Here is a 15,693-nt window from a genome sequence, read left to right as displayed (position 1 = left end):
GAAAGCTTTGATTCGAGCAGGAATCGAGAGCTTTCGCTGGCATGACTTACGGCATACCTGGGCAAGCTGGCACGTGCAGAATGGTACACCTCTGCATGAGTTGCAACAACTGGGTGGTTGGGCGAATTATGAAATGGTGTTGCGTTACGCACACCTTTCAAGTGAGCATTTACAAGTGGCATCTGAACGTGTTTACGACACAAAATTGCCACAGTAAATGGGTTTTCGTGGCACGATTTGGAGCTAAGCTATTGATTCTAAATGGTGCGCTCGGAGGGACTCGAACCCCCGACACCTTGGTTCGAAGCCAAATAATACAAGTTATATTTATAATTAAATCAGTGACTTGCGATGTAACGAATTGCTAATTACTGCCTGAAACAGCCTGAAACTACGTGTACCCCACTACAGTTTGTTACAAATCTGCTACACCGTTAAATCATCGATTAAATTAATAAGCAGCTCAATATTCAGTTATCGTTATAAATCCTGGGATACATTCAATTGCAATAAATATGCATGCCTTCTCTGTAGATGGCTTCACATACATACGCCTCCAGCTGATTATTTTTTAATCAACAAGTATTGAATTTGTATCACACTCCCTTTATAATGGCCTGACAAAATTTAACAAGGCAAGTCATGTCAATAATGGAATATGTTATTCAATACGGATTTTCAATCAGCCTGCTGGTAAATGCCGCTCTTTTTATACCGCAAATCATGGCCCTGATAAAGAACAAATCAGCGCAAGGAGTCTCCCTTCTTACCTTCGCAGGATTTAATGTCATTCAGCTTTTCACAGCACTTCACGGACTTGTAATAAAAGATTACTTACTTGCTGGTGGTTATTTTTTAAGCATAATGACCTGCGGAACCGTTTCCTTTTTGATTTTTTACTACAAATACGTTAAACAACGATAAGGTGGCCCAGCTTATGACAAATTATGATGTCCAACCTACGGAAAAATACACAAACCTGTCTTTACTTCCCTATTCTGCAAGTTCGCAATTAATTAACAAACAACAAAAACTAAGCGATCTTTATTTAATGAAAACGGTTATGGATTCTGCAATAACGGCACTCAAGACGTTCATAGATGGTGACTTGGCTGCTTTTGATGCACAGGTTGGTGAAAATCTTTGTCAGATACGGGCATACAAAATACTGCTTCTTGCAAAAAAATGGTTAGCTCATGCTACTTCAAAAACTGATTTCCAAGGGTACATAACGCAGTTATGCAACCAGCGGAATCAATTGGAAAGAATTATTATTGAGTGGGAGCAAGCAATCAAACAATCGAAAGCATTCAATAAAAACCTGGATGGTTCTGAAAATATCATAGATTTTTTTGCAAGACACGGACTTATCTTTGATATTAATGAAGACATTCTTTTTATCATTTCCTGTCGCTTTTTAACTCATTTCAATATAAGAGACAACAACATACCTGTTGCTATAAATCTGCCCCGGATTGCCTCGGAGTATTCCGTTTCAAAATACCGAGCCAAACGATTAGCTCATCATTATCAACAGCTGGTTTGTAAGTTTGGCTGTGATTTTATAATAAATATCGCACATGACCTGCCGAAAGAATCAAATTACACGGACGTATTACCCTCACTTTACAAAATTGCGGATGAAGACCGAGCGGTATTACCCTGTTTTGTCGTCAGCGAAATTATCTTTAATCATGCAATTCAAGAAGAACTCCCTGTTTTGTTAATTGTTAATCGATTTAAAGCTCATGATTCCGAACGCTATGATGTTATTCATTTTCTCATGCAGGGAGATGATTCAGAATTTTCTCTCCTTCCATGCAACTCATATTTGGCGCAGCATTGTCTGGTTGTATCAGGTGAGGTTTATGACAATTATGCTTACAATAATGAGTCGCCAGAAGACTATATTAATCGGGTATTGACTGAAAATCCGTTAAAATTGATTTTGGCTAATACGTCAATTCATCCACAGTACTCTGGAAAAAAACTGGAAGCATTTCGTGACAACCCATTTCACTCAATACTATCAGATTGCGGAAAACCTCGTGCGAGCAAGCAAGAAAATGAATTAATAGCTATGCAAAACTACGCTATGGCATCCGGATGCTCCAAACAAAACCCATCCACCTATTTTCTTAAGCATGTCTATGCTAATACCATCGCTAACGAAATAAATAAGCTAGAATCAAATTATACAGGTTGTGCTTTTGTGACAATGCGTGGAAAAACTATACCGACAGGGATCACAGGACAAATTTATGACAAAAAAGGATTTGCCTCTTTTCAATCTCTCTGACTTATATAATCAAATCCTTGAAAGGATGCCCGTTCATGTTTATTCAAAAAACACGAACTTTGAATACCTGGCCTGTAATCCATTTCAGGCCAGGAATGTAGGCCTTACTTCTCCTGACGAAATTGTGGGCAAAACTGATTATGATCTGTTTCCAAAACCGCTTGCCGACCAAATCCGAAAAAATGACATAGAAGTGATACGCTCAGGAGTACCTTGTATTTTTGATGAAAATTGCTTTGACCCATCAGGAGAAAATCCAGTCTATCTTACTCATAAAATCCCCTTGATTAACTCGAAAGGCGAAATCACGGGTATTGCTGGAATATCTTTTGATATCACAACAAGAAAAATTGAAGAGTATAAAGCGCAAGTTGAAAAAGAAACGGCTGAGCTCACCCTGACAAGCATTCTTGAGAATTTGCCTGGGCACGTGTATTGGAAAAATAAAGACTCAGTTTATCAGGGGTGCAATCTTGCACAGGCAATATCAGCCGGCTATTCAAGTCCTGCCGAGATGATAGGGAAAACAGACGCTGCAATGCCATGGAGTCACGAGGCTGGAATTCTACGTGAATCAGATTTGGCGGTGATGCGTAGCAAAAAAACCCTCACTCGTGAGGAAGCATCGCAACTGGCAAACAATGATCACGTCTCCATATTTTTAACTAAAAAATCACCTTTATTTAACAAAGAAGGCGAGGTCATTGGTGTGTTGGGTGTTTCTTTTGATATTACTGATCGCAAAGAGATGGAAAAAACGTTGAGCCATGCGAAAGAGGCTGCTGAAGCTGCAAGCCAGGCTAAATCCGAGTTTCTCGCCAACATGCGTCACGATATTCGTACACCACTTTCCGGCATCGTTGGGTTTTCGGAGATTTTGAAAATAGAGTCCCAGGAACCACGCATCAAGGAATATGCGGATAATCTGGTAGCATCAAGCCATGCGTTGCTGGATTTAATGGATGAAGTTTTGGAAGCCGTTCGGGTTAGCTCGGGCGAGATACCGATGCTTAAACGAAAATTTCACTTAAAGGATACCCTGAAACGGGTTGTGTCTTTATATGCCGCAAAAGCCAATGAAAAAAAATTGCCACTTTCACTAACCCTGGATCCTGAGCTACCAAACTATGTTATTGGAGATAAAATCAGACTGCACCGCATTGCATTGGAACTGATAGGCAATGCTCTTAATTTTACGGATTCAGGTTCGGTTGCCGTCAACGTGGAACTGGCGAAACGTGAAAATCAAAAATTGGTTATAAAAATGACGGTAACGGATACCGGCATGGGCATTCCCAAAGATAAACAGCAAGAAATTTATCTTCAATTCAAACGTCTCACACCATCATACCAAGGCATATATAAAGGTGCAGGATTAGGCTTGTTCGTGGTCAAACAGTTCATTGATGAAATGAACGGTGAAATTTATGTCAACAGTGAAGCATTAAAGGGAACAAGCTTTACTTGCCTTATACCATTGCAGGAATCGTTACTTGACGATGATTCGGGTATGGATTTAACGGAAGATTTAAAAATAGACAAGCCCTATATGTCCCCCTTGAAACAACACACAGGCACGAATGAAACCAGTGAGGCATCCCGGAATGCGACAACGCATGTCCTGGTCGTCGAGGACAATGGTATTGCTCAAATAGCTGCTAAAACATTACTGTCAGCCATGTCGTGCCAGGTTGATATTGCAGCAGGTGGCATGGACGCTCTGGCGCTTTGTAACAAAAATCATTACGACTTAATCTTTATGGACATTGGGCTTGGCGAAGGCCTGGATGGCTATGAAGTAACACACCATCTTCGAACAAAACCGGATGCTAATCACATACCTATTATAGCCCTTACTGCTCATGGCGGTGACGATAATAAGGAGCGCTGTATCTCAGCTGGCATGGACGCTGTATTAACCAAGCCACTAACACATGCTCACGCAGCAGATATACTCTCAACATTTATTCCAGCAAGGCGAGCTGTACCTCTTGTCGAGAAAACTTCGACAAAACGTGATTTGCCTGATAACGATGCGGAATTGTTCCAGTTAGGTCAGTTTGCCCTTCTTGATGAAGAACAAGCCTTGAAGAACTGTGGCAACCAGGCAATGGTTAAAGAATTGTTATCCATGCTTGTAAACCAGGAAATGCCCAAAGATTTGACTGCAATGAAACAAGCATTTACAAACAAGGATTATGAAGCAGTTGAAAAATTGGCTCATAAAATTAAAGGTGGTGCGGTTTATGTCGGAACAACCCGGATGAAATATGCCTGCCAATATGTGGAGCGCTATTGGAAAACCGGGGAGCGTGAATTATTTGATGCGTTATATCATCAAGCCCTATCGGTTATTGATGAAACCTGTCAATACATCAAAGCCTGGTTAGAGCAAGTTGATGCGGCGCCTTATGAATAAGTTTAACCCAAATAGCCTCTAAACTAACTCGTTTTGACAGCTTTAATGAACTTTTTCTGAATTTCTGCCCTGTTAACTCGCATACTACGCGGCGCATCAATACCAAATTTAATATTCCCTTGCTCATTGGTTTTATAAGCAATAAGCTCAACTCTCTGCTCATTAAGTGTAATAAATAACTTTTCCTCAAAATCGAGACGAACAATATCCATAAGGTTTCCTTTAAAGGCTGGCAAGATAATTCAAGGGCAGTATTTCAAAACAAACGAATCTATTCAAGAACTGTCCGTATTTGATCACAAATTACTGTGTTCGGGACTTTTTTGCGCCCCCTTTCACAGATCAACAACGAGCATAAACCAATGAAAGCCCCAAATACATAATACCAGGCCGGTGCTATAAAATTACCGCTTTTATCAACCAACCACATCATTATCAGAGGTGTTGTACCACCAAAAATTGAAATACTGATGTTGAATGCTACACCAAAACCGCTATATCGATATTGTTTCGGAAATAAAGAAACCATGTAAGCGTTTAGTGGTGCGTATGTGATTGCGATCAGTATCGACATGACTGCCATGCCGGCCACAGACAAAACAAGATTACCTGACGACAACGCATAGAATACCGGAACACTTAGCAACATCATCAATATCATACCAAGCCTGATTATCTTCAAATGACCAACTCTATCAGCCCAAATCGCAACGAAAGGCTCTAATATGGCATCAATTGCAAGAGAGAAGGTAATAATTAACGTTGCGACGCTTAAAGAAAAATTAAACCATGTATGCAGGTATGTTGCTGCAAATACATAGGTTCCAAAAGTCATAATGCTCACCAGCCAAACAATGCCAATCACTCCAATAACAGATGCAGGCACTTCTCTGAGAGCGGCTATAAATGGGCGAGCAGGCTTTTCTGCTTGCACGAGCGCCTTGAATTCTGGCGTTTCTTCAACATTTACACGAACGTAAAAAATCAAAATCCCGGCGATAATGGCCACGGCAAAACCCAAACGCCAAGCCCACTCTGGCATAAAGGATGAAGTAAATAAAGACGCAGATATTCCTGCCAAAATTGTACCCGTGCTATATGCTGAGCTGGTCAGGCATCCATAAAAAGCTTTTTTTTCGGGCGCGGCGTGCTCAACAAGAAAAATAGCTGAGCCAGTAAACTCGGCACTGGCAACAAAACCTTGTATGACACGTAGTAACGTGATCAAAATCGGTGCGGCCATACCGATAACTTTATAACCAGGCACCAGACTAATCAGTGCGGTAGGTATTGCCATCGCAAGTATGCTGAGTGTTAGTGCGCGTTTTCGTCCGAAATGATCTCCAACGTAACCAAAAAACAGAGCACCGAGAGGCGCGAGCAAATAACCAACAGCAAAAACTCCAAAAACACTGAGCAAAGAAGCAAAGCGATCCTCTCCAGGAAAAAACGTATTCGCAATAATTGGCGCAAAATAGCCAAAAATTGCAAAATCATACCATTGTAGAGAAGTGCCTGTTACCCCAGCCAACAAAGCTTTACTGCGAGCCGATAGTCTCATTGATTTCACCCTGATTTAATAATCGATCGATACCATCTCGATCGCATTTGTATAAATTCCAATTCGATAGCGTGGTAGCTTCCATTTTTTCATAAAAATAACTTGCTTCACGATTAGCAGTCGACACCCACCACTCTATACGGGAGCAATTCTGCTCTTTTGCTTTGGTGGCTACGTATTCAAATAAGGCTCGTCCAATACCTTGTTTGCGAAATTCCAAGGATACATATAGATTTTCGATGTATATTCCCGGAGTTAAATTGACACAAATATTATGATGTGTGTAGTTATACATCACCAGCCCAGCCAGTTTGTCATTGACTAATGCCATGCCGACAAAATGCCGAGGCTGAGGGTGGAAAAGCAGTTCTCTCAATTGTGACTCAGAAATTTTGATCCTGTCTTCAATGCTTTCATGCCGTGCTAACGCCATGATCATGGAAAATATTTCGCCAATGAATGAAGATTTTGCTTGAATTATTATAAACATGCGGTATCTTAGTGTCAGTTGTTAATAATATAACCACAGATATGAACAAGGATATAGTACTCATTCCTGGCGCTTTAGCAACCTCAAATTTATGGAAAGCGTTAGATAATCATCTTCCACAGTCCGTTCGACGGCATCACGTGAACGTACTTCAATGCCCCTCGATAAGCGATATGGCCTCACGTTTTGTAAAAATTGCCCCGGAAAAATTTACTCTGGTGGGATTTTCCATGGGGGGCTATGTTGCACTGGAATTGTTTCGTTATATCCCCCAAAAGATAGAAAAGCTCATTCTGATTAATACAGCCGCCACAGAAACCTCTGCCCAAGGCAGGATCGATCGAAAACGCTCGCTTGAGCTGATACAAAAAGGAAAGTTCGATTTGTTGATAAGTCTTATTTTCAAAAAATCAATTCATGATATTAGAAAGCATTCCGAAATACTGCCTCTAGTACAACGGATGGCGCAAGATATAGGCGCAAATAACTATCACAATCAACTGAAAGCAATGATAAACAAGCCTGATCAATCTGATTTATTACCTTTAATAGAATGCCCAACCTTATTAATTGCAGGCGAAAATGATGAAGTAATGCTTAATTGCCACTCCAGGCACCTCGCAGATAATATAAAAGATTCCAACCTGATTTATCTTAAAAATTGTGGCCACCTGGCAATGTTGGAACAACCCGAAAAATTAAATCAATTAGTTTCGAACTGGTTATAAACTGAAAGCATGAAGGATTTTATATGCATAGCATTAATGAAAACGGTCAAATTTGTGTCAATCTTGATGACTACGGTCATCTTTCAGACTCTATTCGAAACAGAAAGAAAATTGACCAACTGATATATCAACTAAACTGTCCAAAAGAGATCACGCATTTTTCTATTTCAATTATGTTTCGAAATGGCCAGCGTTATTATATTTCTAATCTTTATCTTTGGTCCATTCCATACAGAACAGAGGGTTTGTGCAGGGGAGATGTTGATCACGCCCGCAGCTTGTACCATGGCAAAGAGTTTTTTATTCAGCGCGATGTACAGTACGATGAATTACAAACAGCCATAGTTAAGATACTTGAGTCGCGGTACAACATGCACACCACCTTTGCCATGATTCGTCAGTGTTATGAGTGTGATTTTATTATTGAAACTTATCACGAAAATAAAGTTGATAATCCCGAGGATCTTTATTATCAAGTAAGAGATCAGTTTGAACAATTTATTTGGCAATTTATTGATTCCATGAAAAGCGAAATTCAAGCAGTTATTCCCGAATTAAAATGGTCGTCAATTTTAACCACTAGTGACGAGATAAAAAAAACGATAATGCGACGAAGCTCCAGTCAATCATCCGTGCAGCTAACAGTTAGAGAGAAGCAATGCCTTGATTTGATTGCCAAAGGCTTATCAAACAAACTAATAGCCGATAAATTACATATATCACCTGAAACGGTTGCAACGCATGCAAAATCAATACGTTACAAGCTTGATTGTAAAAGCATTTCTGCGGCAGTGTATAAGGCAACAAGCTGGGGGATTATTTCCTGAAGAAAACGAGAAATTGAAATAAAATACCTGAATTATGGTATATGTAAATTCATAATTATCTCTATAATTTACCGTGAATAAAGTTTTTTTTACGGAGTTATGACATGGGATGTATTGTTGAATTTAGCGAGCCTTTTATCCGATTCAAATTTTGCCAAAATGAATACAAACAAAAAATGTGGATTGATGCATTGTTGAAATACAGTCATTTGGATCTTGAATCATTGGCGTCAGTTATTGAGGTTTCTTCGGATACATTAAGAAGAGCGCATGCAGGGGAAGTTTTTCTATCCTATGGCCCGGCAGAGGAGCTTGGTAAATTGTTTTTGCTTCTGTTCAGCGATTAGTTATTTTAAAATGATTAATGAAGAAATAAAGTGGAATAATTTTTCCACTTTATTTGTCAGCTCCATCCGAGCAACGTCTACAAAATCAAGCGTCCATAAATTTTTTTTTAATGTTTTTTTTATCTCATATGAATAAAATGCTAAATCCTAACTACAATATTAGATCCATTCTGACTGAACCAGATAAGAAATAACGAAATTTTTCTCGTGTCAATTTTATAAACCCCACATCCCACAGATGCGGAATGTGGAGAACAGGCCTGCCCATGGCATATCGAAGTCTGTTTTTCCGGTTCATCCCCACAGGTGTGGGGAACAGATAATAACAAGAGCTGGTTTATATTTCTTAACCGGTTCATCCCCACAGATGTGGGGAACAGCTAGCTCTAGGTCTTCGCCAGTTGCGTCGTATCGGTTCATCCCCACAGGTGTGGGGAACAGGGGTGTCAAGCTCATCTACAAGAGCAACGTAGCGGTTCATCCCCACAGGTGTGGGGAACAGTCACCATCAGGACAGTGGCATCTTGTGCGCTGCGGTTCATCCCCACAGGTGTGGGGAACAGCCTGCAATCGTTCTTTATTTTCATGGCTACTGCGGTTCATCCCCACAGGTGTGGGGAACAGAACTGGTTGTTGCCTAGTGTTAGGCCATATCACGGTTCATCCCCACAGGTGTGGGGAACAGAAGTTCAGGGAACTGGTCACGATATAATACAGCGGTTCATCCCCACAGGTGTGGGGAACAGACGTACATAATACTGCTACCCTGCGCCTGCATCGGTTCATCCCCACAGGTGTGGGGAACAGTTCTCTATATAGTAGACCTGGTATTTGGATTACGGTTCATCCCCACAGGTGTGGGGAACAGCATACAAGTTATAGGTGTTATTAACGGGACTCCGGTTCATCCCCACAGGTGTGGGGAACAGGCAGCTAAAACAGTATCGACAGCTTTCTATTTCGGTTCATCCCCACAGGTGTGGGGAACAGATCTCATATCGGCAGCCTGATTGAAGGTAAGCCGGTTCATCCCCACAGGTGTGGGGAACAGTACTGACATCCTATGCCAGCACAGGATTAATGCGGTTCATCCCCACAGGTGTGGGGAACAGCCAAGATTGCCCTCGGAGCGAAACTTGACGACCGGTTCATCCCCACAGGTGTGGGGAACAGCTCATATACCGCTGCATGAGCGCATCATCACGCGGTTCATCCCCACAGGTGTGGGGAACAGCTTTCTTCCCGTCGACAACGCTGGTATAGATGCGGTTCATCCCCACAGGTGTGGGGAACAGAGCTGCCTGCCGCCTGAGTTTAGCAAAACCTGCGGTTCATCCCCACAGGTGTGGGGAACAGATATTACTATTTTACCAATCTGTGTAACAGATCGGTTCATCCCCACAGGTGTGGGGAACAGCACTGATATTGTTGCGTCTCCGGGAGAGCTTCCGGTTCATCCCCACAGGTGTGGGGAACAGTGTTTGAAACTGAATACTGGCCGGAGATTGATCGGTTCATCCCCACAGGTGTGGGGAACAGGGCCGGCGTCCTGCTCATCCGGCAGCGACAGGAGGTTCATCCCCACAGGTGTGGGGAACAGACGTGTGGAAAAACCCGATCATATGTGATATACGGTTCATCCCCACAGGTGTGGGGAACAGTTGAAACGCATTACAATATTGACACAATGCAGCGGTTCATCCCCACAGGTGTGGGGAACAGCAGATTCTGGATATGTATTTTTGACTAACTCGCGGTTCATCCCCACAGGTGTGGGGAACAGTCTACTCTCACTGTGCGCAACACTGTCTTATACGGTTCATCCCCACAGGTGTGGGGAACAGTCTTTTTTGGCACAGAAATAAACCTAAGTGGGCGGTTCATCCCCACAGGTGTGGGGAACAGCAAAGCATTATCATATTTTCGAGTTACCTCTACGGTTCATCCCCACAGGTGTGGGGAACAGAAGAGGTGATGAATGGAAGATATAGCAGAATTCGGTTCATCCCCACAGGTGTGGGGAACAGCGATTCATTCGGCTGGGTTGCCAGTGCTATCTCGGTTCATCCCCACAGGTGTGGGGAACAGTGTTCGGGATTCAAATCGGCAAATGAGAATTTCGGTTCATCCCCACAGGTGTGGGGAACAGATTGCAAAATCTGGTCCATTAAGTTCAGTCATCGGTTCATCCCCACAGGTGTGGGGAACAGTAACCTGTTTCATCGAGAACGCAAGCGCCTGGCGGTTCATCCCCACAGGTGTGGGGAACAGCTCCTGTCTCTTATTCTCTGCTTAACACAATCCCGGTTCATCCCCACAGGTGTGGGGAACAGTCTATAGAAGAAATTTAAATTGTCTATTAACTCGGTTCATCCCCACAGGTGTGGGGAACAGAGGATCAGAGTTATCGATCAAGATAACGTCACCGGTTCATCCCCACAGGTGTGGGGAACAGATACGCTGGCTCTACAGTCCAGTCAAACTGATCGGTTCATCCCCACAGGTGTGGGGAACAGATGGGTAAATGATCTGCCCGGAAGAATAGACGCGGTTCATCCCCACAGGTGTGGGGAACAGAGCGGTATACCTCCATCTGAGCAGGTTCTCTGCGGTTCATCCCCACAGGTGTGGGGAACAGGCGACACGTTTTCGGCAACCAGTGCTTTGCTCACGGTTCATCCCCACAGGTGTGGGGAACAGGCATACCATGCCGCTAAAGCCTGATTGCGAGCCGGTTCATCCCCACAGGTGTGGGGAACAGTAGCAAAGGATTGCTACCCAAACATGGATTTACGGTTCATCCCCACAGGTGTGGGGAACAGGATTTAAAATCATTAGCAGCGTATGAGATAGCCGGTTCATCCCCACAGGTGTGGGGAACAGCTGCTGGTTTTGAACAAAGTCAATTTAATTATCGGTTCATCCCCACAGGTGTGGGGAACAGAATAGACTACCCATTAATCCATCACGTGTGCGCGGTTCATCCCCACAGGTGTGGGGAACAGGGCTTCGTCAAACTCGCCAGTTGCATTAAATCCGGTTCATCCCCACAGGTGTGGGGAACAGGTGCTGCGATTTCTTCTTGTGTATTGCCAAAACGGTTCATCCCCACAGGTGTGGGGAACAGGGATAATATGATCGTGTATGGTTTTTGCTGAACGGTTCATCCCCACAGGTGTGGGGAACAGGCTCTGGCAGCTGATTGACTTCATAATTGCCACGGTTCATCCCCACAGGTGTGGGGAACAGTCTAAAAATAACTAGTTGATTTAAAAAGAAAAAATAGAAGAAAATTTTTCCACCAAATAATTCAAATTGTTAAAGATCAAAAATCATTCACTATCTTGTAGTATCGAAGAAAATTTAACTAACCTAAAACCATCATAATCAACAGGCTGTCGCCTGTTTTCACCATACGTTACAAAGTCAAACCCTGATTCTGTGTTCGTTGCCCATGCCATTACAACATTTCCGTCTTCGGCTAATTTTTCGACCTGATCCCACAACATTAGCCTTACTCTTTGGCTTGTGTACCCAACGTATACTCCGGCTCTAACCTCCAAAAGCCATACAGCCAAACGTCCCCTTAATCGTGGTGGTACAGACTCTGTTACAATCATGCACAAGCCCATTTACTGACTCCTATGCCCTTCATCGCCAATAGATAAAGGCACAGGCAAAGCTGGAGGCTGTGTATCCGGGTATGGTTCGGGAGGTTTTATATCGCCAGCGGCGAGTACTTCCTCAATCAGTGGAATAAGCTTCTTAAGCACATTTTCTTTCCGAAAAACCTCCCTTACAGTAATTCTCACTTGTTTGTCAGGCATTGGTAACAACTTCGACGTCACTTGAAATGCGACAGGTATTACCGTCTCAAATTTTATCAAATCTGCAATATCATACACAAAAGATAAAGGCTTTCCTGTATGCAGAAAACCTATTGCAGGTGCATAGCCTGCTGCTAATACAGCAGCTTCAGTAATCCCGTACAAACAAGATGTAGCAACACTTAAACATTGATTTATCAAGTCGCTTTTGACCAATCGTTATGATCGTAGTCGCGCCCTTCCCACTTAACATTATATTGCTTAGCCAGCATTTGGTAATGCTTACGAACTCGAGCACCTTCAATACCACGTAACTGATCAACACTCCGTCGCTCCGGTGCAGGCTCACCAAAACGTATTTCAAACATTTTACGTACCACTTTTAATCTGAGCTGTTCATCCAAAGCCAGCTTAGCTTGATAAAGTAGCTTGTCACTTCGCGCTCCACCGGGTTGTCCTGTGGAATACAGACGAACACCTGCCTCCCCAACCCAGATCAGCAGTGTGCCAGTCAATGCAGCCAATTTAACAGCAGCATGCGAGATTCGCGTACCTGGCTCCAATAAAATACACACCAAAGAACCAACTGGAACATGCATTCTTTCCCCATTCACATCGTCAATAACAACAAAAGCTCCATCTTTGACGTCAATACGACCTTTGCCAATAAAAATCATTGAGTTACGATCTTTTATTGGTATTGGCTTTAAAGGAAGAAATGCCATTAAAGGCTCCTTATCAACATAAGCCCACAACCAAATGATTTTGATCGACCAAACCCGTTGATGATCCTTTCAATGAAAATATCTGGAGAACGCACCGTTAAAACGCCTTGAACATCCAAGCTTGAAAAGCGAATTACTTGTCCATTTTTTTTAGTATTTTTATGTTGAGTGTAACATTCAATGTCCGGAGTAAAGTCAAATGAAAGTCCCCAACCGATCATGCGCTGTTTATCAGTAATCCAACTGCCAGCAGCTTGAAACATTAGTTGTCTTATTTGATTTTTATCTGAGACACCTTGCTGTATTGCTTGATATTTAGCATGCATTAAAACATCGTGTCTACTATGTCTTTCCTGATTGGAAGATATTGTAATTGTTGGATTTACTCGCAATTTAAATGCCAACTTCTGTCCCGGGGACAAAACCGGACTCCATAATTTTGTCTGTATATTAAACTCTGGTGATGCTGCTGGCGGTATTCGAGAAAAAACATAAAACTCTATTTGGCCATTTGAAGACAATTGCTCCCGATACAAGAACTCTCGTTTTTCCTGGTCACTAAACAAACGCCATAATAATTGATGAGCTCCATAGTCACGATTTTGACATAACTTGAGTAAAGCCTCTTTTGCCTGTGATGTTTGTGCTAATGAGATCTTGGATAAATACACTATTCTATCTCCAGATTTGTCAATTGATATTGTTTACGCTGCTTAAATTGCCAGCGATCACGACTTATGGGATCATCCCAAGATTGACTCATTGCAATATCATCAGCAATCACACCAAGACTGTTAACCTCTCCTTCCCACAAATACGTCACCATCTGACTTTTACCAAGCAAAAAATCATCTTGTTTAATAGATCCAGATAACGGTGGAAACTCACTATCCAACGCCTCTTTCAATGTTTCTGTTTGAATAATTTTGGGGGATAAAGGAACTGCTAATGGACAACTTTTTCGTCCAAGATACAGGTGGTTTTTGGGTCGAATCAAGGCGTACATCAATGTCTCCAGAGTATATTGTGCATTTGGAGTAAGTGTTATAGCAACAACCCACAAGCCATCACATCGATAGTCCCTGCTGGATAAAATAGTATTGAGATCTTTAACGTCCAACTCCATTTTTCGTGTGAAAAATTTTTGTTTACCTTTTGATGGCACTTGTATAGTATGAAAATCACGCAATAAACAAGTGGGCATCAATTGTTTAACGGCAAACGAAACACTTTGCTGCAAAATATCTTGTTGAATAGCATTATCACGATGAACGCCTAAAGCAGCCCCCAGCAAACCAATCAAGGCCGATCGAGTAGGATTTACTGAAGTAGGTCGAGTTCCTCCTACAGCAGCCTGCCCCCAACTTGCTAGAGGGGCATATAGTCGAATAACAAGATGGCTAGGCATAATTCACTCTCTTAATTCATTACAAAATCCACTAGCTCTGAAAACGATCCATTTCCAGAGGATGCGTTGCAAGAATAACGCTCATCAGCACAAGCACCATAAACCAAATCCATTTGGTTAAGCTGTGTTTCAAGCGCCATTATAGCCGCAGTGACTTGATCCTCGTCTTTAATCGCGCGTAAAAACGCTACAGATAAAGAGCGCGGTTGTTGCTCACCTTTTTCCGCCAAAAGATAACTTGCATACGCACGTGAACCAAAGCTATTTTGCTTGCCCTTCGGCGCTACTTTGGCAGCGGCTTCAGTCAATGCAGCAACCGCTTTTGATGCTAATATCTCGTCACCGTCTAAATTTTCTATCAACAAAGTTTTGTTAATGCAAATGTAGCTATAAAATAATGCGGCCGCAAAGCCCGACTCACCAATATGAGCCGACCCTCTGTCTCCAGAACCGTCGTTCAAATCATCAACGGCTGTAAAATAATCATCCTCGACTACCGTGCCGTGAATACTTATTGCATGAGCAACCTGGCAGGCTGCTTCAACGTTATAATCAGGGCTTGATGCTAACATCCGACCAAATAAAGCTATATCAACTGCAGTTTTCTCTAATTTTAGCAACTTTAACTCATCACTGGTGGGTTCTCGATTTTCCTTTGCAAGCGTTGCTGCCAGAGCTAAAGCAAGTTCTTTTTCATAAGGACTTATATGCGCTAACTGCTCAATATCCAGACTATCTTTTTTATTTTTACCGAATACCCCAGCAATCTTAGTAGCCCACAATTTAGCTTCTTTTTCCTTCACTCCTGCGACCGTTAATTTGTCGAAAACCATGTTGCCAAAACGTTTTGTTCTAATACCAATATGTCCACCCAGTGCAGATTCAAATACATCTGAAGTACGCCATGTACGCTTTAAGCTTTGTGAACTAACACGAAGTCGATCCACACCTCCCATGCGCGCTGTCTTAGGCCGACCTAAATCATCACGATTTAAATTTGCCGGAGGGTATGACGTTAATAAATGCAACTGAATAAATTTACTCATTATTATTACTCCAAAT

General features: G+C 42.3%; 16 protein-coding genes and 1 CRISPR repeat array. Of the genes, 7 read left to right on the top strand and 9 right to left on the bottom strand.

Annotated features, from left to right (window positions below; translation table 11 throughout):
* The 4 genes from ACQUTA_RS08765 to ACQUTA_RS08750 form a co-directional block, all read left to right on the top strand.
* On the top strand, positions 1-217 hold a 217-nt coding region (locus tag ACQUTA_RS08765; protein WP_444987862.1), incomplete at its 5' end, for a tyrosine-type recombinase/integrase.
* A gap of 425 nt (positions 218-642) precedes the next feature.
* On the top strand, positions 643-924 hold the full coding sequence (locus ACQUTA_RS08760) for a PQ-loop domain-containing transporter (protein WP_444987861.1): 282 nt from the start codon (positions 643-645) through the stop codon (positions 922-924).
* A 13-nt stretch (positions 925-937) separates the two neighbouring features.
* The gene (locus ACQUTA_RS08755) at positions 938-2,299 is read left to right on the top strand and encodes a hypothetical protein (RefSeq protein WP_444987860.1); all 1,362 of its coding nucleotides are present in this window, start codon (positions 938-940) and stop codon (positions 2,297-2,299) included.
* Positions 2,262-4,718, top strand: coding sequence for a PAS domain-containing sensor histidine kinase (locus ACQUTA_RS08750; protein ID WP_444987859.1), 2,457 nt, complete (start codon positions 2,262-2,264; stop codon positions 4,716-4,718). Before ACQUTA_RS08755 ends, ACQUTA_RS08750 begins: the two co-directional genes overlap by 38 nt.
* A 23-nt stretch (positions 4,719-4,741) precedes the next feature.
* On the opposite strand, the gene ACQUTA_RS08745 is transcribed toward ACQUTA_RS08750, so the two are convergent.
* Genes ACQUTA_RS08745 through ACQUTA_RS08735 form a run of 3 tightly spaced genes read right to left on the bottom strand, consistent with a single transcriptional unit; the run spans position 4,742 to position 6,769 of the window.
* Positions 4,742-4,930 carry a carbon storage regulator gene (locus tag ACQUTA_RS08745; protein WP_444987858.1) on the bottom strand — a complete coding sequence of 63 codons (189 nt, stop codon included), beginning with the start codon at positions 4,928-4,930 and terminating at the stop codon, positions 4,742-4,744.
* 59 nt (positions 4,931-4,989) lie between these two features.
* Entirely contained in the window at positions 4,990-6,279 is a 1,290-nt protein-coding gene (locus ACQUTA_RS08740; protein ID WP_444987857.1) for an MFS transporter, read from the bottom strand.
* Entirely contained in the window at positions 6,257-6,769 is a 513-nt protein-coding gene (locus ACQUTA_RS08735) for a GNAT family N-acetyltransferase (protein WP_444987856.1), read from the bottom strand. The genes ACQUTA_RS08740 and ACQUTA_RS08735 overlap by 23 nt, the downstream gene beginning before the upstream one ends.
* A gap of 11 nt (positions 6,770-6,780) precedes the next feature.
* Here ACQUTA_RS08735 and ACQUTA_RS08730 point away from each other — a divergent pair, with 11 nt between their 5' ends.
* The 3 genes from ACQUTA_RS08730 (at position 6,781) to ACQUTA_RS08720 (ending at position 8,671) form a co-directional block, all read left to right on the top strand.
* On the top strand, positions 6,781-7,497 hold the full coding sequence (locus ACQUTA_RS08730; protein ID WP_444987855.1) for an alpha/beta fold hydrolase: 717 nt from the start codon (positions 6,781-6,783) through the stop codon (positions 7,495-7,497).
* A gap of 23 nt (positions 7,498-7,520) precedes the next feature.
* Positions 7,521-8,324 carry a response regulator transcription factor gene (locus ACQUTA_RS08725; RefSeq protein ID WP_444987854.1) on the top strand — a complete coding sequence of 268 codons (804 nt, stop codon included), beginning with the start codon at positions 7,521-7,523 and terminating at the stop codon, positions 8,322-8,324.
* A gap of 104 nt (positions 8,325-8,428) precedes the next feature.
* Positions 8,429-8,671, top strand: coding sequence for a hypothetical protein (locus ACQUTA_RS08720; RefSeq protein ID WP_444987853.1), 243 nt, complete (start codon positions 8,429-8,431; stop codon positions 8,669-8,671).
* 290 nt (positions 8,672-8,961) lie between these two features.
* A CRISPR array of direct repeats spans positions 8,962-11,920; the repeat unit is 29 nt; unit sequence CGGTTCATCCCCACAGGTGTGGGGAACAG.
* Positions 11,921-12,003: 83 nt separating this feature from the next.
* Here ACQUTA_RS08720 and cas2e read toward each other — a convergent pair.
* Genes cas2e through cas7e form a run of 6 tightly spaced genes read right to left on the bottom strand, consistent with a single transcriptional unit; the run spans position 12,004 to position 15,677 of the window.
* A complete protein-coding gene (gene cas2e / locus ACQUTA_RS08715) occupies positions 12,004-12,291 on the bottom strand; it encodes a type I-E CRISPR-associated endoribonuclease Cas2e (RefSeq protein WP_444987852.1) in 288 nt (95 codons plus the stop codon).
* A gap of 12 nt (positions 12,292-12,303) precedes the next feature.
* Positions 12,304-12,714, bottom strand: a complete 411-nt coding sequence (locus ACQUTA_RS08710; protein ID WP_444987851.1) for a CRISPR-associated endonuclease Cas1 — start codon at positions 12,712-12,714, stop codon at positions 12,304-12,306.
* Positions 12,696-13,223, bottom strand: coding sequence for a type I-E CRISPR-associated endonuclease Cas1e (gene cas1e / locus ACQUTA_RS08705; RefSeq protein ID WP_444987850.1), 528 nt, complete (start codon positions 13,221-13,223; stop codon positions 12,696-12,698). The genes ACQUTA_RS08710 and cas1e overlap by 19 nt, the downstream gene beginning before the upstream one ends.
* Entirely contained in the window at positions 13,223-13,894 is a 672-nt protein-coding gene (cas6e, locus tag ACQUTA_RS08700; protein WP_444987849.1) for a type I-E CRISPR-associated protein Cas6/Cse3/CasE, read from the bottom strand. Before cas6e ends, cas1e begins: the two co-directional genes overlap by 1 nt.
* On the bottom strand, positions 13,894-14,631 hold the full coding sequence (gene cas5e / locus ACQUTA_RS08695) for a type I-E CRISPR-associated protein Cas5/CasD (protein WP_444987848.1): 738 nt from the start codon (positions 14,629-14,631) through the stop codon (positions 13,894-13,896). Before cas5e ends, cas6e begins: the two co-directional genes overlap by 1 nt.
* Before the next feature lie 11 nt (positions 14,632-14,642).
* Positions 14,643-15,677 (bottom strand): type I-E CRISPR-associated protein Cas7/Cse4/CasC, encoded by a 1,035-nt coding sequence (gene cas7e, locus ACQUTA_RS08690; protein WP_444987847.1) that lies wholly within the window; start codon positions 15,675-15,677, stop codon positions 14,643-14,645.
* Positions 15,678-15,693 lie beyond the last annotated feature (16 nt).

The sequence above is a fragment of the Legionella navarrensis genome, from assembly GCF_052527415.1.
Note: the sequence above shows the minus strand (reverse complement) of the source record. Positions and strands in the feature narration are given on the sequence as shown.